The sequence below is a fragment of the Kitasatospora sp. NPDC058492 genome (assembly GCF_042720685.1).
Taxonomy (GTDB): Bacteria; Actinomycetota; Actinomycetes; order Streptomycetales; family Streptomycetaceae; genus Kitasatospora.
In genome coordinates, this window is the sequence record NZ_JBHXMU010000001.1 from 203,704 (window position 1) to 226,205 (window position 22,502).

Genomic DNA, 22,502 nt, shown 5'->3' on the forward strand with positions numbered 1-22,502 from the left:
ACCCCCGGCTTCCTCCCCGTTCACTGCGAGCGCACCATCCGATGGCGCTGACCACTTCTGTCGATAGCGCTGACCATTTCTGCTTCCTGCCGACCGAAGTCCGCCTCCTTGCGCGGCTGTCGGCAGACTCCTTCGAAGGAGCTTCGAAACGCCATGAAAGTCACCCCCGACGCCCTGCGCGGCGTCACCGTGTTCGTCGGCGGCCCGATCCAGCACGCCTTGGTGCCCGGCGGGATGGCGGCGCCGATCCACGATTTCCTGAGACTGACCATCGACCAGTCGCGGCAGGCCGGCGCCACCGTGCTGTCCGCGCACGTGGCCGAACGATTCGGTGCCGACACCGCTTCGTTCACCCCCGAGGAGGTGTCCGTGCGCGACTACGCATGGATGCGCGAATGCGATGTGTTCGTGCCGGTCCTGCCGGTGCTCGACGGCACCCTGCTGCGCACGGACGGCACGCACATCGAACTGGGGTGGGCCAGCGCGCTGGGCCGCCCCATCGTGGGCATCACCGACCAGCCCTTCTCCGAGTCGGCCAGCCACCTGCTCAAGGGACTCGCCCAGGTCGCCGCCGCAACGTTCCTGTCCGCCAAGGAGATCGCCAAGGACCCGGCGCTGCTGGTCGACGGCGTGCTCGCGGCGCTGGGCCGGACCAGGGCGGCGGCCTGACATGGAGGCCCCGACCCACCTGCTGGGGATGCACCTGGCCAATCCGGTCGTGGTCGGCTCCGGCCTGCTCACCGACCAGGAGCGCAACATCCGCAGGCTGCTGGACGCCGGCGCGGGCGCGGTGGTCACCAAGACCATCCACCCCAACCCGCCGATCGGCCTGGACGAGCGCCTCGTCAGGCTGCCCACCGGAATGATCAACAGCACCACCTACTCCAAACGGTCCGTCGAGCACTGGGTGCGCATCCTGCGCGACCTGACCAGGGACGGGCTGCCGGTCATCGCGTCGCTGCACGCCGACAGCCCGGCGGAACTCGCCGAGTTGGCGGCCCGCGTGGAGGCGACGGGCTGCCGGGCACTGGAACTGGGCATCTCCTGCCTCAACGAGGAGGACGGCCTCGACGACACCCCCGAGCGAGTGCACGCCTACACCGCAGCCACCCGCGCTGCGACGCGGGTGCCGTTCTCGGTCAAGCTGGCCAGCGGGGAGGGCCTGCACGCCCGGGCGTTCGCCGCCGCCCGGGCCGGCGCCGACGCGGTGACCATCAGCGACACCCTGCCCGCCGCCGCCGTGCACCCGGAGACCGGTGACCTCCAACTCGGCGGCGTGTTCGGCTACTCCGGACCGGGCATCAAGCCGCTCGTGCTGGCCTCCCTGTGGAAGCTGCGCCGAGCCGGGTTCACCCTTCCCGTGCTGGCCTCCGGCGGCGTGCAGTCGGGCCGGGACGTGCACGACTACCTGGCGGTCGGCGCGGTGGTGGCCCAGGTGTACACCGCGCTGCACACCGACATGTACCCCACGCTCACCCGGATCGTGGCCGAGACCACCGGAACGGACAACACCGGGACGGGGAACGTCAACGCCGGGATTACCAACGCCGGGAACACCGGCCGGGGCCTCGAACCCGCCACCGGCGCGAACCGATCCGGGCAGGTGCGGCCATGACCCCCCGCAGCGCCGGACCGCAGCTGTGCGACCTGAGCAGCGCCGACGTCCTGGCGGCCACCACCGGGCGGACCGTGGTGTGGCCGGTGGGAGCCACCGAACAGCACGGTCCGCACCTGCCGCTGTCCGTGGACACCGTGCTCGCCGAAGCGTTCGCCCGACAGATCGCCTACGAGCTGAACGCCCTGACCCTGCCGACGCAGTCCATCGCGGCGCGGTCGCTTCCGCAGAGCGGCGGCGGCCTGGCCTTCCCCGGCACCGTCTACGTGCGCGGTCGGTCCCTGCTGGCCTTCCTGGAGGACGCGCTGGAGTCGCTGTGCGCCCTGCCGTGGAGCCGACTGCTGGTCGTCAACGGCCACTTCGAGAACGAGCCGTTCCTCTTCGAGGCCCTCGACGAGGTGGGCCGACGGCCGGCGGCCGCGGGCAAGGAGTTCGTCGCGCTGAGCTGGTGGAGCCTGGTCGACACCGACTGGCTCGCCGGGCGGGTGCCGCTCTTCCCGGGGTGGCACGCCGAGCACGCGGGGATCACCGAGACCAGCCTGATGCTCTACCTCCGCCCGGAGCTGGTCTCGCCCGCACGGCCCGACCACGCCGACCCACCCCGCCCGGGGATCTACCTGCACCCCGCCGACGTGAGCCGCACGACCAACCAGGGCGTCCTGTCCAGCACTTCGGGCTCCACCGCCGCCCTGGGCAAGGAGCTCTTCTGGCACGTGGTCTCGGCCGCGGTCGACCTGGTGTCCCAGGGCGACGGACTTCTGCACGATCTGCACGAGGAGAAGCCGTGACCGTACCCACCCTCTGCGTGAGCAACGCCGTCGACACCCTGCGCGACTTCGCCGTCCGCGCCGACGACGTCGACGAACTGCTGTCGGAGTGCTACGCCCAGCAGGACCAGGCGCTGTTCTGGGGACCGCTGGACAAGATGCTCATCACCTACGAGCCGATCGGAGACCTGGACTGGCAGCGGAAGTTCCTGGAGATCGACGGTGTGGTGAACCTCAGCCCGGCGGGCCGCACCGGCTCGCTGTTCGCCGACATGCTCGCCGATCCCGAGCTGATGGCCGCCGTGGCCGCCCACGCCGGGCCGGGCCGCAGACTCCGGCTGATCCCGCACACCACCACCGCCGACCTGTGGCGGTTCACCGAAGCCCTGCGCACCCGGTACGACGTGGTGACCGAACTGCCGGAGAGCCCGCCGCAGCAGTCCCTGCGCGACCTGCTGGACACCAAGACCGGCCTGCGCGACCTGGCCACCGACCTCGGCATGACCGACGGACCCTGCCGCATCCCGCCCGGCACGCACTGCGCCGGGAAGCAGGACGTGCCGGCCGCCGTCCGGGACATGCTCGCGACCGGCACACCGTGCATCGTCAAGGCGGACCGCGGCGAGGCGAGCCTCGGCCTGCTGATCTTCCGGCCCGGCGACGACGACATCGCCGAACGCCTGGCCGGAAGCACGTTCTACGACGAGGACCCGGTGGTCGTCGAGGAGTTCCTCCACGGCGACATCACCTTCCCGTCCGTGGAGTACATGGTGCCGGCGGACGCCCCGCCCCACCTCTGCTACACGACCGACATGCTGTTCGAGGGCGCCACGCACCTGCGCGGCAACGTCACCGCGCGCGAACTGCGCCGCGCATGGTGGTACCGCCCGCTGACCGAGGGCGGACTCCGGCTGGCCGAGGAGATGCAACGGCGCGGCTACCGCGGGCGCTTCGGCATCGACGCGATCGCCCGCGACGGCGTCGTCTACCTGCACGACCTCAACGCCCGCCGTACCGGGTCGAGTCACGTGCACGAGTTCGGCGAGCACCTCATCGGCCCCGGCTACCTCGACACCCACGCGGTCGGCAACTACGACTTCTACGGCCTTCCGGCCGGGCTGTACCTGCCGGAAGTGCTGCGTCTGCTCGGACCGCTCGTGGCCTCACCCCGACACGCCGACCGGGGCGTGGTCCCGACCGAGCTGACGGACCTTCAAACTGGCAGACTGAGCTGCATGTTCTACGCCCCCAGCCTCGCCGAACTGCACGACCTGATCGACCGAGCCAGGACGGCTCTGGACCTCGGCCGGTGAGCAGCCCGCTGCCCGTGGTCGGGACGGCCCGGCGCTGGCTGGTGCTGACCGTGGTGCTGCTGTGCTTCCTGCCCGCCGCCGTGGACGTCACCATCCTCACCATCACCGTCCCGACCCTCGCCCACGAACTGCAGGCCTCCCCGACCGAACTGCTGTGGGCGGTCGACGTGTACTCGCTCCTGATGGTCGGACTGGTGCTGGTCAGCGGGCCGTTGGGCGACCGGATCGGGCACAAGCGGCTGCTGCTGGCCGGACTGGGCGTCTTCAGCGCGGCCTCGGCGCTGTGCGCGGTGGCACCCGGTCCGCCCGCCCTGATCGGCGCCCGGGCACTGCTGGCGGTCGGCGCGTCGATGATCATCCCGGCCACGCTGGCGCTGATCCGGCAGACCTTCGGCGACGGCCGAGACCACGCGGTGGCCATCGGAGCGTGGAGCGCGGTCGCCGCCGGCGCCTCGGCACTGGGACCGGTGGCCGGCGGCTTCCTGCTCCAACACTTCTGGTGGGGCTCGATCTTCCTGGTCAACCTGCCGATCGTGGCACTGGCCGTGCCCGCCGTGGCACTGCTGCTGCGCAACGAGGTCGAGTCCGAACGGCAACCGTGGGAGGCCACCTCGCCCCTGCTCTCGATGGTGGGATTCCTGGGCTGCGCCTACGCCATCATCGCCTTCACCCACGACGGCGTCGGCATCCCGGAGGTGGTGCTGCCGGCGGCGGCGGGCCTGACCGCGCTGGTGCTGTTCGTGCGACGGCAGCAGCGGATGCCGCACCCGATGCTGGACCTGTCCCTGTTCCGGCTGCCCGGGCTGCGCGCCGGAGTGGTGGCCTCGGTACTGCCGGTGCTGGTGATGGTCGGCTTCGAACTCCAGCTGGTGCAGTACCTGCAGATCGCCAAGGGACTGTCGGCGGAGGCCGCCGCGCTGTACCTGATCCCGATGCCGTTGGCCGCGACGGTGGCGGGGCCGGTGGGCGGACTGCTCCTCTCCCGCCTGGGACAACCGCGCGCGGGCGTACCCGCCGGCCTGCTGCTCGCGGCGACCGGATACGTGCTGGCCGCCTCCGGCACGGTGGTCCCGCTCGGGCTGGCCCTGATCGGGTTCGGCCACGGCCTGGTCCAGATGGTCGCCTCGAACCTGATCATGACCACCGCGCCGTCCTCCCAGGCAGGCGCGGCGGCGGGCATCGAGTCCGTCGCCTACGAGGCCGGCGCCGGCCTGGGGATCGCCGTCTTCGGCACGGTCACCACGGTGGCCTACCGACTGCTCCTCCCCCCGGGCACGTCATCGTCCCCACTGGACGCGGGCGCCTCCCCGGAAACCGCCCAGGCCTTCACCGACGCCTTCCACACCACCACCTGGCTGGCTGCCGCCCTCACCCTGGCCACGATCCTCCTGGCCACCCCGACGAGAACGTCGACGCGATCCGTCGCATCCAACGCAGCCGGCGCAGCCGGCGCAGCCGGCGCAGCCGCAGACGCCTCGACGTCCTCGGCCCCGCCGGGTCCGGGGACGAGCAGCACACCGAGCAGGAGACAGCCGAACGAACGGACCTGACTGCGCGGAAGGGGGTCCTCCACGACTGTCCGGCGGGGCGGCGCAGAAGCGGGGCGACGCAGGGCCCGTGTGCACGGCGGCCCTGCCGGGATGATCCTGAAGAGCAGGGGCAGCAACACACGAGGCGGCGATGGACACCACACACGCAGCACCGGGAGAGACCGAGGCCTGGGTCGTGGCGCAGCCGGGGCCGGTGGGTACGGCACGCCCGGGGCCGCTGGTGTGGGAGCGGCGGCCGCTGTCCGCACCCGGACCGCAGGAGATCCTGGTGGAAGTGGAGGCGTGCGGGGTGTGCCGTACGGACCTGCACCTGGCCGAGGGGGACCTCGCTCCCCGGGTGGCACGGTGCTCACCGGGGCACGAAGTGGTCGGGCGCGTACGGGCGGCCGGTCCCGCGGTCGAGGAGTTCACCGTCGGGGACCGCGCCGGGGTGGCCTGGCTGGCCCGGACCTGCGGCAGCTGCGGGTACTGCCGGACCGGGCGGGAGAACCTCTGCCCGGATTCCCGCTACACCGGCTGGGACCGGCACGGCGGCTACGCCCGCCACGTGGTCGCGGACGCCCGTTTCGCCTACCGCCTGCCCGAAGGGCCGCCCGCCGAGGAGCTCGCCCCTCTGCTGTGCGCCGGGATCATCGGCTACCGGGCGCTGGAGCGGGCCGAGCTGCCGTCGGGCGGGCTCCTGGGCATCTACGGCTTCGGCGCGTCCGCGCACCTGACCGCCCAGCTCGCCCTCGCCCGGGGCGCGCGGGTGGCCGCGTTCACCCGGGGTGCGGCGGCCCGACGGCTGGCGCTGGAGCTCGGCGCCGAGTTCGCCGGCGACTCGTACGACCCGCCCCCCGAACCGCTGGACGCCGCCGTCCTCTTCGCCCCGGTCGGCGAACTGGTGCCGGTCGCCCTCGCGGCGCTGGACCGGGGCGGCACGCTCGCGGTGGCCGGCATCCACCTCAGCGACATCCCGCCACTGAACTACCAGCGGCACCTCTTCCAGGAACGCACGCTGCGCAGCGTCACCGCCAACACCCGGGCCGACGGACAGGCCTACCTGGCCGAGGCCACCCGGACCCGCCCGGTGGTCCACGTGCGCCGCTACCCGCTGCGGCACGCCGACGCGGCCCTCGGCGACCTCGCCGCGGGCCGCGTGACCGGAGTCGCGGTCCTCGTCCCGGAGTAGCCGAAGGCGGGCCGGGCCCCGACGACCGTGGCGCCCGGTGGCTGGTGGGGTCGCCGGGATCGTCTGCACCCACCGAAAAGCCCAGGCCGGGGACCCAACCCCGACCTGGGCTTCGGTGTCTTCGGTGCGCTGTCAGCGGCGGGCGGTCATCGAGATCCGGGCGAGGACGGCGGCCGCCTGCGCCGGGTCGGCGCGGAGCCAGGCGGCCAGGTGCTCCCGGACGGCCTCGGCGACGCAGGCACGGACAGGCCCGTTGCCCAGTCTGTCGCGGGTGCACCCCTCGAACTCGGGGCGATCGAGCTTCACCGACACGACCGCCGTCAGGCCCGCGCCGAGCTGGGCGGGGGTGAAGTCGGGGTCGGACGGCATCAGCAGCTGCTGCTCGCGGGCGTAGGCGTTGACCGCAACCGCCAGACCGTCTCGGAACCCGAGCTCGTGCGTGCCGCCGCCGGTGGTCGGCCGGCTGTTGGCATAGCTTTCGACCCGCTCCTCGCGCGAGTCGCACCAACGGAAGGCCACCTCGACACTTCCCTCCATTTCGGAGTACTCCCTCTCGAAGCCGATCACGTCCGGGTGGAGGGGGGCGCTCTGCTCCGCGATGCGGTCCCTCGGTCCGCCCGGGAACCGGAAGCGGACGGCCCGGGGCGCCGCGGGGTCGCGGTCATCGGTCAGGGTGATGTCCAAGTCTCGGTTCAGGATGGCCAGTTCCCTGAAGCGATCGGCCAGCGCGTCGAACGAGAACTCCAGCGTCTCGAAGATCTCGGCATCGGGCCGGAAGGTGATCGCGGTCCCGCTGCCGTCGGCCGGTCCAGTGCGGGTGGGCGTCGCGACGGCTACGCCTCGCTCGTACTCCAGCACCCAGCGGGCGCCGTCGCGCCGCACCTCGGCCGTCAGACGGCCCGACAGCGCGTTGACGACGGCCAGTCCCATGCCGAAGTAGCCGGCGAGCAGCCAGCGCCGGTTGGCAGGCTGCGCCCCGCAGCAGAGCACGGTCAACCGGGTCTCCAGCGCAGGGCCGTCGCTGTGGCCGGCGTGCTCGATCGGGAGGCCCGTGCCGTCGTCGGCGACGCGGATGCCGCCGTCGGCGGTGAGGGTGATCTCGACACGGCTGGCGGTACCGCCGAGGATCTCGTCCAGCGCCCGCTCGGCGGCCTCGAACACCAGGTCGTGCAGGCCGCGTTCACCGACCGATCCGATGTACATCCCGGGCCACTTCCGAACGGCCTCCAAGCCCTCAAGAACCACGATCGTGCTGGCGTCGTACGCCTCTGATTCCTCGCTCATGATGCCCCCTCCGAAGGTGTCCGACAGAGCTCCCCAGCCTACGAGATTTCCGAGAAAACACCAGGTCAGAGCCACTTTAGCAAGGTCACGGACGGGCTCCTGAGGGGCGATCGCGAGCGCCCGGCCGGGGACGGGTGCGCACGACCGCCGCAATCCGGCCACGGCCCCCTGAGGGGCGTCTGCGGCACCGTTCCGGGCGGCTGCGGGGCCACGAGTTTCAAGAATTTTCACGTCACCCCGGCGCGATCGTGGATGACCCCTGAACCGTCCGGCTCCGCGGCCGTTTCAGCTGTCCGACTTGCTCGCGCCGGGCGTGGAGGAACGACGCTGGTTCCGGTGGCGCTGAGCCCGGCGTGCAGCATCTGCCGCCGGCATGACGGGACGCCGAGAAGGTGTCAGCGGCCTGTCGTACAGTCGCCACCTGTGACGCCGACCCTGATGACGTACGCGGGCACCACGGAGCCCTGCGCACGAGCCGTGTTCCTGTGGCAATGCTGACACCAGCAACCTCCCGTCCCCGCCCGGAGGGCCGAACCGCACTGGAGCAACTACGCACGCTGCTCGGGGAACCCTCGTGCTGGGGCCGGGCCAGGCCCGCGATCTGGGATGCCAGCGAGCGGCACCTCGGCTTCCGGCTGCCCGCCGACTTCAAGGCGTTCCTCGACCTGTACGGCCCCGGCTCGGTGGACGGTTACCTGACAATCGACCGGCCGATGGACACCACACCGGCCGAGCTGGAGCGCCACTGGGGCCCCCACCTGAGCGTCCAGCCTGGTACGGCGAGATCGCCGAGGGCTGGTGGGAGGTGGACGAGTCCGACGTCCAATCGGGCGTTCTGCTGCTATGGGGAAGCGACGAGCACGGCAGCCGGTACTTCTTCCGCGCGGTCGAGGACGATCCCACCGAATGGCGGATCATCATCAGCAGTGATGAGGGCGAGTGGTTCGAGACCGCCGGAACGTTCACCGAGTTCCTGGTGCGCTGCTTCCACCGGATCGACCGCCCCGACTTCATGGACCCCAGCTGGCCTCGGCCGGGTGCACGCTACGAGGTCCGCGGGTGAGCCCGCGCTCAACGGCCTGGCCGGGCCGCTGCGGAGTCTCGACGAACTACCTGAGCAGCGCTGTGCGGACCACGACGAGGGCGACCAGCCGGGTCTCACCACAGCCCGTGGCGCCTACGCCGTCGATCCCGAGCCATTCGCTGCCCCGTACGTCGTCCCGAGCGCCCCCGCCCCGACGCACCTGCGAACGTCCGCGTCCGCCGAACACCTCCGACAGCAGCAGCTCACCGTCTCCATCCGAGTCTCCATCCGAATGAACGCGCCATCTCCCGATTGACAGCGGCGCGTTGTGCACCAGGCCGCCTGACCCGGTCCTCCTGCCCCGGCCCGAGACTGCGGATTCCCAGCCGTCTCCACCGGGTAGTGCTGCTCGGGTAACGCAGAGGCTGTAGAGGGCCGCCGTGCCGGTGTGCGCGGCAATGGACCAGGGGGTGGGCTGGTGGCACGCCGCAAGACGGTGGCGGAGATCCTCGCGGAGGCGTACCGCCTGAAGCAGCAGGCGAAAGCCGCGGAGGCCCGGCAAAGGACGCAGCAGCAGGCACCCGCCAAGACCTCCACGCCGGCTCCACCTCGCCCCCGGAAGCGGACGGTCGATCCTGCGGTCGAACACGCCCGGCTCCTGGCCGCCGGAGAGAAGCACCTCAAGCGCGAGGAAGCCGCCCGTGCGAGGGAAGCCGCTCGGGTGGAGGCCGAGTTGGCCAAGCGCCAGGCAGCCCGCCGTCGAGCGGAGGAGGCGAAGAAACGCGAGGAGGCCCAGGCCGAGAAGGAAGCCCAACGGCAGGCCCGGCAAGCGGAGACGGCCCGCCTCAAAGCCCAGGCCGACGAGGGAACGCTCCAATGCCGCTTGTGCCGCGAGGAGTTGGAAGCGGTCCTGCTGCAGCGTCCCGAGGGTCTCGACCTGTGGCATCCGCACGTGGAACAGGCCTTCGCCCACGACGGCCCGCAAGGCGTCGCCAGCGTCGTGGAAGACCTCTTGCGGCGCTCTCCGGTCCCCGAGGGCTGCCGAACGGCGGCCCACACGCTCTACGTCCCCGAGGCGCAGCAGCTCCTGGTCGAGGTCGAGCTCCCGAGCCACGAGATCGTTCCCACGGTGGCCTCCTACCGCTACGTGGCGCAGCGGGCCGAGGTCGTCCCCCAGCCGCTCAAGCAGGCCGAAGTCCACGAGGCCTACGCCCGGCTGGTGGCCCGCCTGGCCCTGCGCGCGCTGGACGAGGCGTTCTCCGCCACACCGGCCGCGTTCGTGGAGAGCGTCATCCTCAACGGCCGCGTCAACGCGACGGATCCGGCAACCGGCCAGGCCATCCGGGCGTGCGTCGTCAGTGTCATCGCCCAGCGCAAGGACTTCGCCGAACTGGTCCTGGACGAGCCCAGGCTCGACCCGCAGCAGTGCCTCCACCGGCTCGGCGCCACCGTCTCCAAGCACCCCCACGACCTGGAACCGGTCACACCCATCATCGAGGCGGACCTGTCCCGCTACCGCATCATCACCGACACCGCCGTCGTCGCCACGCTGGACAGCCGGCCGGACCTGCTCCAGATGAACCCCTACGACTTCGAGCGGCTGGTGCGCGAACTCTTCGAGGCCATGGGCTACGAGACCTGGCGCACCCAGGGATCCCGCGACGACGGCGTGGACGCCGTCGCAACCCTGGCAGACCCCACCGGAGCCAGCGTCTTCGCCATCCAGGCCAAACGATCCAAGAACGCGGTGCCGGTGGAGACCGTCCGAGCCCTGGCCGGCGTCATGCACGACAAGGATGCCGGCTACGGCATCCTCGTCACCACCTCATGGTTCGGCAAGGCCAGCTACGACTTCGCCCACCGCAACGGCCGCATCCGCCTCATCGACGGCCGCAACCTCAAAGCACTCCTGGCCAAGCACCTGAACATCGACGCCCTGATCGGACTGCCCAAGGTCCCCCCGGGCTGGCAGGCCGACGACCTCGGGTGAGCGCGGGAACCACTCGATAGTCCCCCCAAGGCGGGAGGCTCCGGACCGGCCGAGGCCCCCACGGCAGCAGCGCCCTGCCCGTGGGGAAATGGTGCCGTTCCAGGGCCTACCCGGCAGGCCACGGCGGAACTCCCACTGAGATCCCTGGTCCCCAGCTGGTCCCCGGCAAGATCGCAAGACGTCGACCACCTGTCGGCCCATCCTGTGTTCTACTTTGTTCCATTTCGACGTGCCCGGCGGGAAGTTGCGGAGCAGCGGGCAACTCGGCGAGGAGGACGTGGGCGCCGTGTGAGGGACGCCTCGGCTGCTCTGGATCTTCTGTCGGTGAGTGTTCGCGTGTCGCTCGGCGGGGACTCGTCCGGAGTTTCCCGGGCATGGTTTCCTGGCCGAGGCAGCGAGCCGACGGTGACACGGGAGGCCAGGTGGCGGGTCCGGGCGGGTTCCCCTCGCGGGGGGTGTGGCGGCGGCCGGCATTCCGGTGGGTGGACGTGCTGGTGGTCGTGGCACTGGTCGCGTTCCTGTACGGCCTGCTGCGGCTCGCCCCGTCGCTGAACGCGCCGTTCCTGCCCAGCACGGCTCCTGACACGGTGTCGACGGACCCGGCGAACCTGCCGTACTACGCGGTGCGCTCGCTGGTACGGATGTTCGCGGCGCTGGTGGCGTCGGTGGTGTTCACCTTCGTGTACGCCACCGCCGCGGCGCGGCTCCGGCGGGCGGACAAAGTGCTGCTGCCAGTGCTGGACATCCTGCAGTCCGTGCCGGTGCTGGGCTTCCTGTCGGTGACGGTGACCGCGTTCATCGCCCTGTTCCCCGGTTCGATCCTGGGCCTGGAGTGCGCCTCGATCTTCGCGATCTTCACCGCGATGGCCTGGAACATGACCTTCGCCTTCTACTACTCCCTCGTCTCCCAGCCCAAGGAGCTGGACGAGGCCGCGCGGGTGATGCGGCTGACGAAGTGGCAGCGGTTCTGGCAGCTCGACGTGCCCTCCGGGATGATCCCGCTGGTGTGGAACGGCATGATGAGCTTCGGCGGCGCCTGGTTCTTCCTCGCCGCCTCCGAGACCATCAGCGTCCTCAACCACCGCTACGCGCTGCCCGGCATGGGGTCCTACGCCGCGGCGGCCATCGCCGCCGGCGACCTGGGCCAGGTCGGCATCGCGATCGCCGTGATGGTGGTCATGGTGATGGGCGTGAACGTGCTGTTCTGGCGGCCCATGGTCGCCTGGTCGGAGCGGTTCCGGGTGGAGGAGTCGGAAGCCGCCGAGCGCCCCCGCAGTCTGATGCTCGACCTGTTGCGCCGCTCAAGCGTCCCCGAACGGCTCGGCCGCCCGTTGCTGCCGATCGGCCGCGCGCTGGAGCGGGCGAGCCGGCCGTTCGGGCTGGCCGAGCACCCGATCGGCGGGTCGGCGGCGCGCGAGCGGACGGGGGACGTGTTCTTCGCCGGTGCGGTCAGCGTGCTGGTGCTCTTCGGGGCGTGGAAGGCGTTCGCCTACGTCAGATCCACGGTGGGGCTCGCGGAGTTCGGACACGCGCTGGCCCTGGGAGCGGCGACCTTCGGCCGGGTGATCATCCTGCTCGCGTTCGCGACGGTGGTGTGGGTGCCGATCGGCGTGTGGATCGGCATGAACCCGCGGGTGACCCGCTTCGCCCAGCCCGTGGTGCAGGTCCTGGCGAGCTTCCCGGCGAACTTCGTCTTCCCGTTCGCCACCGCCGCGTTCGTCGCGCTGGGCATCTCGCTGAACGTCGGCGCGATCCTGCTGATGGCGCTGGGCGCGCAGTGGTACATCCTGTTCAACGTGATCGCCGGCGCCTCGGCCATCCCCACCGACCTGCGCGAGGCGATGACCACCTTCCACGTCGGCGGGAGACTGAAGTGGCGCACCTTCATCCTGCCCGCGATCTTCCCCTCCTACGTCACCGGCGGGATCACGGCGGCCGGCGGAGCGTGGAACGCCTCCATCGTCGCGGAGGTCGTGACCTACGGCTCCCACACGCTGACCGCCACCGGCCTCGGCTCCTACATCACCCAGGCCACCGCCACCGGGGACTTCCCGAAGATCCTGGTCGGCATCGTGGTGATGAGCCTGTACGTCGTCGCCCTCAACCGGCTGTTCTGGCGCCGCCTCTACCGCATCGCCGAGACCCGCTACTCCCTCTGACCTTTCGTACCAGCGAGCGAGGCAGGACCCGTGACCACCGACCACCCGCGCACCCCCGGCCCCCGCCCGACCGGCGCCACGATCGTGCGGGCCGAGCGGGTGACCAAGACGTTCACCACCCCCGACGGCCGGGAGCTGCCTGTCCTGGACGACATCGGCTTCCACCTGGCGGAGGGCGAGATCGTCGCGCTGCTGGGCAAGTCCGGCTCCGGCAAGTCGACCCTGCTGCGGTGCATCGCCGGGCTGATCGCCCCGTCCTCGGGCACCGTCGCCTACCGGGGCGAGCCGCTGACCGGTGCCAACCCGGGTGTGTCGATGGTCTTCCAGTCCTTCGCCCTGCTGCCCTGGCTCACCGTGCAGCAGAACGTCGAACTGGGCCTGCACGCCCAGGGCGTCGGTGAACAGGAGCGGCGCGTGCGGGCGCTGAAGGCGATCGACCTGATCGGTCTGGACGGCTTCGAGTCCGCCTACCCCAAGGAACTGTCCGGTGGCATGCGCCAGCGCGTCGGCTTCGCCCGCGCCCTGGTCGTCGAACCGGACGCGCTGCTGATGGACGAGCCGTTCTCCGCTCTGGACGTGCTCACCGCCGAGAACCTGCGCAACGAGCTGGTCGGCCTGTGGGAAGGGCATGAGGCGCCGGTCAAGTCGATCCTGATCGTCACCCACAACATCGAGGAAGCCGTCCTGCTGGCCGACCGCATCCTGGTGCTGGCCGCCAACCCCGGCCGCATCCAGGCCGAACTGCGCGTCGATCTGCCCCGCCCCCGCAACCGCCAGGACCCGCACTTCGAATCCATCGTCGACACCGTCTACGGCATCCTCACCGGCCGGGAGGATGCTGCCGTCGCCGCGGTAGAGCCTGCGACGACCGGTGGTGCCGAGCGGCCCGCCCCGACCCCGACCAGCACGCCGCTGCCGGAGGTCAGCGTCGGCGGGCTGGCGGGCCTGCTGGAAATCCTCGTCGCCCGCGGCGGCGAGGACGGCCTGGCGGAGATCGCCGACGAACTCAACTTCGAGATCGACGACCTGCTACCCCTGGTCGACGCCGCCGAGCTGCTCGACCTCGCGCGCACCGAGGGCCCCCGCATCCGCGTCACCGACGCCGGCCGCGAGTTCGCCGCCGCCGACATCCTCACCAGCAAGCAGCTCTTCGCCCACCACGCCGCCAGCCGCGCCCCGCTCGTGCGGGCCATCGTCCAGGCCCTGGCCGCCACCGACGGTCATACCCTGCGCGAAGGGTTGTTCCTCGACCTGCTGCGGCGCGGGTTCTCCGCCGAGGACGCGCGCCGCCAGCTGGACACCGCCATCGACTGGGGCCGCTACGCCGAGCTGTTCGACTACGACTCCGGCGACGGCGAACTCACTCTGGACCCCGGCGCGCAGGACGCCCTGTAGGCGGGGTGCGGGCCTCAGTCCTTCCGATGGGCCGCCGCGTCGGCGAGCAGGCCCGGCCGACCCTTCGCTCCCCGGTCCGTCCGGCGCCGCCCGGCAGTACGAGGCCGCACCCACGCGGGGGGTGTGGGTGCGGCCGTGGGGTCGTGCGGGTGCGGGGCTCAGCGGGTGCGGGGCTCAGCGGGTGCGGGGCTCAGCGGGTGCGGCGGCTCCTCAGCAGCAGGAGCGCGCCCGCCGCGACGGTGCCGAGCGCGGCGAAGCCGACGAAGGGCAGGATCCCGCCCATGTTGCTGCCGGTCTCAGGGAGTTGGCCGCCGTGTCCGGGCGGAGGGGTGTGGGTCGGGATCGGGCTGGGCGCCGGGCTGGGGCTGGTGGTCGGGCCGGGGCTCGGCGAGGACGTCGGGCTCGGGCTGGGACTCGGGCTCGGCACGGTCACCGGCACCTCGGCGCGGCAGTGCGCGTCGGTGGAGCCGGGGCGGCAGTTGTTCCCGAAGGTGTCGGAGGAGACGGTGTTGCGCAGGACCGCGTCGGCGGCCAGCGGGGAGCGCACGGTGACGGAGTAGTTGATGGTCGCGGTGGCGCCGACGGGCAGGTCCCCGCTCCAGGTCAGCGTGGTCCCGACGGACTGGACCTGCCCGCGGTCGGCAGTGGCGTCGTTGTTGTACGCGGCGGAGTTCAGCACGCCCGACAGGTCGTCGGTGAGGGTGACCCCGGGGGCGTCCGTCTGGCTGGTGTTGGTGACCTGGATCCGGTAGTGGACGGTGTCACCGGGCTTGGCCGTGCCGGGGTCGGCCGTCTTGGTGATGGTGTAGGCGGGTACCGCGGCGACGGTGTTGCGGACGGTGTTGCTGGTGCGCTCCTGGGCCCGCTGGGTCTGGCTGCCCTGGAAGTGGAGGGTGGCGGTGTCGTCGAGGTGGGTGCCGACAGCGGCCGAGGCGTCGACGGTGACCTGGAAGGCGACGTCGGCCTCGGCGCCCGGGGGCAGGTCGGGGACGGTGCAGGTGACGGTCTGTCCGCTGGCCCGGCAGGCGGGGTTGGAGGCGGGGACGAAGGTGGTGCCGACCGGGATCGTGTCGGTCACGGTGACGTCGGTCGCGGTGTCGAGGTCCGTGCTGCTGCCGTCCTGGCGGCGGTTGGTCACCGCGAAGGTGTAGGTGATGGTCTCGCCGGGGCCGACCAGACCGGGCGGGTTGTCGTCGGGGCTGCCGGGCGGGGTGTTGGCCTTGGTGATCCGCAGGTCGGGTTCGAGGGCGTCGAGGGCGAGCCAGGCCGCCTGCGGTTCCAGGGCGTCGCCGGCGCCGCTGATCCGGACCAGGGCCTGCTCGCTGCCGGCCGGGATCTTGCCGGTCACGTCGATCATCCGGGCGTCGTAGCCGTAGTTGTTGATCGGGTCGGGGTCGCGGGTGGTGATGTTGGTCCCGGTGCCGTCCGCGGCGACGTGGTCGATCCGGCTGGTGAACGCGTTGTCGGTGCCGACCCCGTTGGGGCCGGGCATCGGCAGGAGGGTCAGGTTCTCCGGCGTGGAGCCGACGGCCAGGGTGTCCCCGGCGATCGGCGCGTCGCCGTCGCCGACGGTGATCCCCATGGTGGCGCGCGGGGCCGTGGTGGCGGGGGTGCGGATGCCGCCGAGCGTCAGCGTGGTCGAGTTGTCCGGGTCGCGCAGCAGCTGGTAGCCGTCCCAGACCTGGAGGTAGCGCAGCGGCTCGGCCTGGTCCTCGTACGCGACGACGAGTGACCAGCCGCCCCAGCAACCCACGTTGTTGCCACCGTAGTTCTGCGCGGAGGAGCGTCCGCTGCACGCCTGGATGTCGGCGACGGTGTAGCTGCCGGGGCCGGCCGCCTTGACCTCGGCGGTCACGTCCTTGACCGCCCCGCCGGCCAGCAGCGGTTCGGGCGGGTTCCCGCCGACTTTCTGGTCGAACCAGTCGTAGGTGTCGGCGGTCACCTGCTGGTAGCCGCTCGCGCCCGGGACCTTCCAGAAGACCTGGTTGCCCTTGTTGATGTCCCCGGAGGTGCCGTTGGTGCTGGTCCCGGTCGGGTTGAACTGCCAGTACAGGCGGGCGGAGAGGACGTTCGCCCCGGCCGGCAGCAGCAGTTGCGCGGAGGCGGCGTTGGGGCCCGGCGCGTTCGGGTCGACCTTGATGAACTTGGTCCGCCCGTTGTTCGAGCCCTCGGTGTCCGAGCAGACCGTGCCGTCGCTGTCGTCGCAGGTCAGCACCGAGTTGGAGGCCATCGTGAGGTTGCCGTGCGCCAGCAGGTCGACCACCGGGTCCGGGCCGATCGGACGCTGAGTGCCGGCTCCCCGTGGCTTGGGCTTGGCCGCCTTGGCTGCTTTGGCTGCTTTGGTCGCCGGTTCCGCAACCGACTGGGCGTGACCGGGCCTCGGTGTCCCCGCAGAGGCGGCCGGGGCCGGAACGGTCAGCGCGGCAGCGCCCGCACCGAGCACCACCGCCAGCAGCGCGGACAGGACGTGCGGCGGGCGCGGCCGCAACCGTCGGACAGATGACACGGGAACCTCGATGTCGGGAGACGGCACGGACAGCAGGACCACGTACCTGCGCCGGCCCGAATCCAAGCCTGACGGGTGGTTTCTTCACCTGCCCGGCGCAGCACCAGTGGCCCCAACGCCCGGGGTGTGGTCGCTGTGGCGAAGTCGGGCTTGCCCGGCGATCGGGAGCCTCACTCCCCTCCCGGGGGACGCGACGACCCGCCCCGGCCCTACGGTGTCCGACGCTCCACGCCGTCGAGCAGCAGACCGAGCCCCAGCTCGAACCCGCGGTCGTCGAGGCCCGTAGCACCACCGCCGCGGGCGAAGGAGCCGTCCAGGGCGTCCGCGAGCGCCGGGTACTCCGGCCGGTATGCGGCCGGTGCCCGGGTGAAGCCGGCCGTGAAGGTCTCCATCGCGGAGCCGAGTACCAGGTAGTCCAGCGCGGCGGCGACCTCCGCCGCGTCCGCGGGGCCGAGACCGGCCCGGCCGAGGAGGGCGAGCAGCGCGTCGTAGCCGCGCAGCGCGCTGGCTGCTTCGACGCGGCGGCGGGCGAGCAGGGCGATGGTGTTCGGGTGCCTCAGGAAGACCGCGCGGTAGCCGCGCGCGTACGCCGCGAGGCCGGCCCGCCAGTCGGGATCGCCCAGCGGAGTGTGATCGATCTCGTCGTTGACCAGCTCGGAGACCGTGTCGACCAGCGCGTCCTTGCTCTGGATGTGGTTGTAGAGCGAGGCCGCCTTGACCCCGAGCCGCTCCGCCAGTGCTCGCATGGTCAGGCCGTCGGGGCCGTCCTCGTCCACCACCTGGAGCGCGGCGAGCGCGATCCGCTCGCGGGTCAGCAGTGCCTTGGTAGGTCGGCCCACCGAAAATTCCCCTCTTCCGCTCTCCGTGTCCGGGGGCTATCGTGCCAGACCGACAGCAGTTGCTAACAAAGTTAGTTTTATCTGGAGGGCGCAGCCCGTGGCCGAGAACACCCCGACCGATGCCGACCGGCTGGCCGCGCTCGGCTACCAGCAGGAGCTGCGGCGCAGCCTGAGCGTGCTCGGAAACATCTCCATGGGCTTCGCCGTCGTCTCCCCGGTCGTGGGGCTTCTTCCGGCAGCACGGCTTCTCCCTGCTCACCGACTTCCTGAACGCGCCGAAGGGGCTGGGCATCAGCGACACCGGCGCCCTGCTCGCCGCCGTGGCCGTCGTCGGCTGGGCCTTCATGGGCTTCGACGCCTGTGTGTCGACCGCCGAGGAGACCAAGAACGCCGCTCGACAGGTCCCCAAGGCGATGTGGTGGTCGCTGCTCAGCGTCGGACTCGTCGTCATCCTCAACGCGGTCTCCGTCGAGCTCGCCCACCCCGACCCCGCCGCCGTCGTCGCGGCCAAGGACCTCGACCCGGTCACCACCGCCGTCACCCACGCCTTCGGCGGCTGGGCCGAGAAGCCCTTCGTCCTCGTCGTCCTGATCAGCTTCACCGCCTGCCTGATGGCCTCCCAGGGCGGCGCCGCCCGCGGCCTCTACTCCCTCGCCCGCGACGACGTCTTCCCGTTCTCCCGCCACGTCCGCAAGGTCAACCGGCACAAGGCGCCGATCGGCGGCCTCGTCGCGGCCACGGTGGTCAGCTGCGCCGCACTGGTGCTCGGCCTGAACACCTCGGCCATCGGCAGCCTGATCACCTTCGGCAGCGCCGCCATCTTCGTGCCGTTCTTCCTGCTCGCCCTCGTCGCCCTCATCGCCCGCCTGCGCGGCACCTGGAAGCCCGCCGGCGCGGTCGGCTACGGACGCCTCGGCACCCCGCTCAACGTCCTCGCGGTGCTGTGGACCGGCTTCGAACTGGTCAACATATGCTGGCCGCGCACCATCCTCGCCCCGGCCGGAGCACCCTGGTACCAGATCTGGGCGGCACCGCTCGGCGTCGGCACCGTCACCCTCGCCGGCCTCGCCTACCTGCTCGCGCGCCGCCCCGACCGCCGCATGGCCGACACCGACCAGGAGCACCCGCACACCGACGAACTCGCCCCCGCCGTCCTGTAGCCGGCGCCGACCCGGCCGACACCGCTCGGCCGACACGTGCGAAGCTGCGTCCCCACCCCCGGGCGGGGCCAAGTCCCACCAGCGGCCCAGCGCCGCACCTTCGAGGCCGAACGCCTCGGACCGTTCAACCGAAAACCCTGGAGGCACCCGCATGACACGCGCATTCGACGTCGTCGAGACAGATATCGCCGACCTGCGCGCGGCGTTGGAGAAGGGCGAGACCACCGCGGTCGGCCTGCTCGACGCCTACCTCGCCCGGATCGACGCCTACGACCGACCCGGCACCGCCACCGCGCTCAACGCGATGGTCGTGATGAACCCGCACGCCCGCGCCGAGGCCGAGGCCTCCGACGCCCGCCGCGCACGCGGCGAGACCCTCGGTCCCCTCGACGGCATCCCCTACACCGCCAAGGACAGCTACCTCGCCGAGGGCCTCACCGCCGCCGCCGGCTCACCGGCCTTCGAGCACCTCGTCGCCCAGCGCGACGCCTTCGCCATCGAGCGCCTGCGCGCCGGCGGGGCCGTGCTCATCGGCCTGACGAACATGCCGCCGATGGCCAACGGCGGCATGCAGCGCGGCGTGTACGGCCGCGCGGAGAGCCCGTACAGCGCCGACTGGCTGACCAGCGCCTACGGCTCCGGCTCCTCCAACGGCTCCGGCACCGCCACGGCCGCCTCGTTCGGCGCCTTCGGCCTCGGCGAGGAGACCTGGTCCTCGGGCCGGGCCCCCGCCTCCAACAACGCGCTGTGCGCCTACACGCCGAGCCGCGGCGTGATCTCGGTGCGCGGCAACTGGCCGCTCGTACCGACCATGGACGTCGTCGTCCCCCACACCCGCACCATGGCCGACCTGTTCGAACTGCTCGACGTCATCGTCGCCGACGACCCGGACACCCGCGGCGACCTGTGGCGCGCACAGCCCTGGATCCCGCTGCCCGCGCCGTCCCAGGTCCGTCCGGCCTCGTACCCGGCGCTGGCTCCCGCGGACGCGGCAGCGGCGCGCGCAACGCTCGCCGGCCGGCGCGTCGGCGTCCCCCGGATGTACATCAACGCCGACCCCGACGCCGGCACCAACCCCGACGGCGGCATCGGCGGCCAGACCGGGCAGCCGATCGACACGCGCGCCTCGGTGATCGCCCTGTGGCAGGCCGCCCGCCGCGACCTGGAGGCCGCCGGCGCCGAGGTCGTCGAGGTCGAGTTCCCCGTGGTGACCAACTACGAGTCCGACCGCCCCGGCGCGCCCTCCCTCCTCACCCGAGGCCTCGTCAGCCGCGACTTCCTCACCCACGAGATCCTCGACCTCTCCGCCTGGGCCTGGGACGACTTCCTGCGCGCCAACGCGGACCCCGCACTGGCGACCCTCGCCGACGTCGACAGCGCACTCATCTGGCCCAAGCACCCCGGCGAACTGCCGGACCGCTACGCCGGCTTCGACGACGTGATCGCCGACTACCCGCGGCTGGTGCGCGACCGCCCCTACGCGTCGATCACCGAGATCCCGCACCTCGAGCAGGGACTGCGCGGGCTCGAGGAGACCCGCCGGATCGACCTGGAGACGTGGATGGACGAACTCGGCCTGCACGCCGTGGTCTTCCCCGCCGTCGCCGACGTCGGCCCTGCGGACATGGACGTGAACGAGTCCTCCGCGGACCTCGGCTGGCGCAACGGCGTCTGGGTCGCCAACGGCAACCTCGTCCCCCGCCACCTCGGCATCCCGACGGTCACCGTCCCCATGGGCACCATGGCGGACACCGGCATGCCCGTCGGGCTGACCTTCGCCGGGCGCTCCTACGACGACAACACCCTGCTCCAGCTCGCCGCCGCCTTCGAGACGACCGGGCAACGCCGCACGGAACCGCCGCGCACCCCGCGCCTTCCGGTCGGCTGACGGACAGCCAGGACAAAGGGATCGCGGGTTCCCAATGCCCCCCGCGACTTCACACAACGAAGAGGCCGCTTCCACCAGAAGGTGGAGGCGGCCTTTCCGGCCTTTGCACGCTTGCCGAACTCCGCACCGCACGGAGGGAGCCGTCCCTGACGGTACGTCAGAAATGTGATGCCGATGTGCCGGTGTACCGACCACCACCCGGAGAGGCGCCTGGTCCTGGTCCCAGCCGTGGGCGGCCGGCCCCCTCGGCCCGGAGCTGCTCCTCCAGCTCACGGGCGGGCCGCGCACGTTGCGCTGTCGCGACGAATAGTGCGTGTCGCAAGCACCGCGTTTCCACCAGGGGCCTTCGCGCCTCCCATGCTGGGGCGGATGCCGCCCCGCGTGGGCGGGTGGAGCTCGATGAGCTGGACGGAGACTGCTGATGAGTGTGATGGAACGCGTGGACGAGAGGGTCCTGGCGGTGGAGGGGGACGACGAGTCGGACGTCTACCCGGACGACCGGGAGTGGGTGAACGCCTGCATCCAGCGCATCCGCGGCGAACTCGCGCCCAAGGAGACGGCGGTGAACGAGATTCCGCTGCCCCCGCAGCTCAACGGGTTGAAGCTGTACATCAAGCGAGAGGCCGACCAGCCGTCCGGTAGCCACAAGCACCGGCTCGCGGCGGCGCTGCTCACCCACGCGCTGGCCAGCGGTTGGCTGGCGAAGGGCCGCCCCGTGGTGGAGGCGTCCAGCGGCTCGACGGCCATCTCCGAGGCGTGGTACTGCCAAAGGCTCGGCATCGACTTCTACGCGGTCGTGCCGAAGAGCACGGCCCCGGAGAAGCAGAAGCTGATCGAGCAGTACGGCGGCACCGTGGTCCCGGTGGCGGGTGACATCGTCGAGTACGCCCGCCGGGTGGCGAAGCGCTATGACGGCCACTTCATGGACCAGTTCACGTACGCGGAGCGGTCCTACGACTGGCGTGGCGACCACAGTCTCGCGGCGGAACTGCTGAAGGGCCTGCCGGACCTGGACTGGTTCGCCATGGGCGCGGGCACCGGCGGCACGACGACCTCGGTGGCCCGGTACGCCCGGTACACCGGCAAGAAGCTCCGGGTGTGCGTGCCCGACCCGGAGCACTCCGCGTACTTCGACGGCTGGTACTGGCAGGACCCCACGGTGACCGACCAGGGCTCGCACATCGAGGGCATCGGCCGGCCCAGGGTCGAGGCCTCGTTCGTACCGACCACGGTCAACCGCATGATCCGCGTCGCCGACGCGGCGTCGGTCGCCACCATGCGCTACCTCTCCGACCGGACGGAGTTGGGCATCCACGCCGGGCCCTCGACCGGAACCGGCGTGTTCGCCGCGATCCGGATCCTGCTCGGCATGAACGAGGGCACCCAACTCGGAAGCGTCGCCACCGTGATGTGCGACCCGGGCGACCGCTACACGAACGAGTACTACAACGACGACTGGCTGGCAACGCAGGGGATCGTCTACAAGCCCTGGTACGCCACCATCAAGGACTTCTTCGAGAACGGCGTCTGGGCCCCGCCCACCTCCGTTCCCCCCACGCCCCGCCCCACGACCGTCCTGTGGAACATCTGACGGCCCATGCGCCGACGAGCGGGCCCCGGAACGGCGGTGCAGCCGTTCCGGGGCCTGTTCGCGGAGTCCCGTCGCGATCGGGGCCGGCTCCCGGCACCAGCGGGACCACCGCGCGGACCGCCGGCGACGGGAAGCCCGCGTTGACTGACAGTCATGATTCCGGGACGCGGAGGCCGGTAGGCCTTTACGGTGAGCAGGCGACACCTCACAAGCGGTGTGCTGTTCGGGGACTTTGACCAGATCCGGGGGG

General features: G+C 71.6%; 16 protein-coding genes. 13 read left to right on the top strand and 3 right to left on the bottom strand.

Features of this window, described 5'->3' with window-relative positions:
- Nucleotides 1-153 precede the first annotated feature (153 nt).
- The 6 genes from ACFWPI_RS00830 (at nucleotide 154) to ACFWPI_RS00855 (ending at nucleotide 6,416) form a co-directional block, all read left to right on the top strand.
- A complete protein-coding gene (locus tag ACFWPI_RS00830; protein WP_063351995.1) occupies nucleotides 154-669 on the top strand; it encodes a nucleoside 2-deoxyribosyltransferase in 516 nt (171 codons plus the stop codon).
- Nucleotide 670: 1 nt separating this feature from the next.
- Nucleotides 671-1,615, top strand: a complete 945-nt coding sequence (locus tag ACFWPI_RS00835; protein WP_380369226.1) for a dihydroorotate dehydrogenase — start codon at nucleotides 671-673, stop codon at nucleotides 1,613-1,615.
- Nucleotides 1,612-2,403 carry a creatininase family protein gene (locus ACFWPI_RS00840; protein ID WP_380369229.1) on the top strand — a complete coding sequence of 264 codons (792 nt, stop codon included), beginning with the start codon at nucleotides 1,612-1,614 and terminating at the stop codon, nucleotides 2,401-2,403. The genes ACFWPI_RS00835 and ACFWPI_RS00840 overlap by 4 nt, the downstream gene beginning before the upstream one ends.
- Nucleotides 2,400-3,695, top strand: coding sequence for a hypothetical protein (locus tag ACFWPI_RS00845; protein ID WP_380369231.1), 1,296 nt, complete (start codon nucleotides 2,400-2,402; stop codon nucleotides 3,693-3,695). The genes ACFWPI_RS00840 and ACFWPI_RS00845 overlap by 4 nt, the downstream gene beginning before the upstream one ends.
- Complete coding sequence (locus ACFWPI_RS00850; RefSeq protein WP_380369234.1) at nucleotides 3,692-5,245, top strand: MFS transporter; 1,554 nt, start codon at nucleotides 3,692-3,694, stop codon at nucleotides 5,243-5,245. The genes ACFWPI_RS00845 and ACFWPI_RS00850 overlap by 4 nt, the downstream gene beginning before the upstream one ends.
- Before the next feature lie 130 nt (nucleotides 5,246-5,375).
- A complete protein-coding gene (locus tag ACFWPI_RS00855) occupies nucleotides 5,376-6,416 on the top strand; it encodes a zinc-dependent alcohol dehydrogenase family protein (RefSeq protein ID WP_380369236.1) in 1,041 nt (346 codons plus the stop codon).
- A gap of 132 nt (nucleotides 6,417-6,548) precedes the next feature.
- On the opposite strand, the gene ACFWPI_RS00860 is transcribed toward ACFWPI_RS00855, so the two are convergent.
- The gene (locus ACFWPI_RS00860) at nucleotides 6,549-7,700 is read right to left on the bottom strand and encodes a DNA gyrase subunit B (RefSeq protein ID WP_380369239.1); all 1,152 of its coding nucleotides are present in this window, start codon (nucleotides 7,698-7,700) and stop codon (nucleotides 6,549-6,551) included.
- 805 nt (nucleotides 7,701-8,505) lie between these two features.
- Between ACFWPI_RS00860 and ACFWPI_RS00865 the strand changes: the two genes are divergently transcribed.
- The 4 genes from ACFWPI_RS00865 to ACFWPI_RS00880 all read left to right on the top strand — a co-directional run bounded on the left by ACFWPI_RS00865 (nucleotide 8,506) and on the right by ACFWPI_RS00880 (nucleotide 14,268).
- Complete coding sequence (locus tag ACFWPI_RS00865) at nucleotides 8,506-8,763, top strand: hypothetical protein (RefSeq protein ID WP_380369241.1); 258 nt, start codon at nucleotides 8,506-8,508, stop codon at nucleotides 8,761-8,763.
- Between the two features lie 439 nt (nucleotides 8,764-9,202).
- Nucleotides 9,203-10,714 (top strand): restriction endonuclease, encoded by a 1,512-nt coding sequence (locus ACFWPI_RS00870; protein ID WP_380369244.1) that lies wholly within the window; start codon nucleotides 9,203-9,205, stop codon nucleotides 10,712-10,714.
- 482 nt (nucleotides 10,715-11,196) lie between these two features.
- Nucleotides 11,197-12,873, top strand: coding sequence for an ABC transporter permease (locus tag ACFWPI_RS00875; RefSeq protein WP_380369246.1), 1,677 nt, complete (start codon nucleotides 11,197-11,199; stop codon nucleotides 12,871-12,873).
- Between the two features lie 30 nt (nucleotides 12,874-12,903).
- Nucleotides 12,904-14,268: a nitrate/sulfonate/bicarbonate ABC transporter ATP-binding protein gene (locus ACFWPI_RS00880; RefSeq protein ID WP_380369249.1), complete on the top strand. Its 1,365-nt coding sequence runs from the start codon at nucleotides 12,904-12,906 to the stop codon at nucleotides 14,266-14,268.
- 190 nt (nucleotides 14,269-14,458) lie between these two features.
- Here the strand turns inward: ACFWPI_RS00880 and ACFWPI_RS00885 are convergent, their stop codons facing one another.
- Nucleotides 14,459-16,774: an LPXTG cell wall anchor domain-containing protein gene (locus ACFWPI_RS00885; protein WP_380369251.1), complete on the bottom strand. Its 2,316-nt coding sequence runs from the start codon at nucleotides 16,772-16,774 to the stop codon at nucleotides 14,459-14,461.
- A 209-nt stretch (nucleotides 16,775-16,983) separates the two neighbouring features.
- On the bottom strand, nucleotides 16,984-17,613 hold the full coding sequence (locus tag ACFWPI_RS00890; RefSeq protein ID WP_331743719.1) for a TetR/AcrR family transcriptional regulator C-terminal domain-containing protein: 630 nt from the start codon (nucleotides 17,611-17,613) through the stop codon (nucleotides 16,984-16,986).
- 284 nt (nucleotides 17,614-17,897) lie between these two features.
- Here ACFWPI_RS00890 and ACFWPI_RS00895 point away from each other — a divergent pair, with 284 nt between their 5' ends.
- The 3 genes from ACFWPI_RS00895 to ACFWPI_RS00905 all read left to right on the top strand — a co-directional run bounded on the left by ACFWPI_RS00895 (nucleotide 17,898) and on the right by ACFWPI_RS00905 (nucleotide 22,252).
- On the top strand, nucleotides 17,898-18,773 hold the full coding sequence (locus tag ACFWPI_RS00895; protein ID WP_380369474.1) for an APC family permease: 876 nt from the start codon (nucleotides 17,898-17,900) through the stop codon (nucleotides 18,771-18,773).
- Nucleotides 18,774-18,924: 151 nt separating this feature from the next.
- Nucleotides 18,925-20,661, top strand: a complete 1,737-nt coding sequence (locus ACFWPI_RS00900; RefSeq protein WP_380369255.1) for an amidase — start codon at nucleotides 18,925-18,927, stop codon at nucleotides 20,659-20,661.
- 421 nt (nucleotides 20,662-21,082) lie between these two features.
- Nucleotides 21,083-22,252 carry a PLP-dependent cysteine synthase family protein gene (locus ACFWPI_RS00905; RefSeq protein WP_380369258.1) on the top strand — a complete coding sequence of 390 codons (1,170 nt, stop codon included), beginning with the start codon at nucleotides 21,083-21,085 and terminating at the stop codon, nucleotides 22,250-22,252.
- The last annotated feature ends 250 nt before the right edge of the window (nucleotides 22,253-22,502 follow it).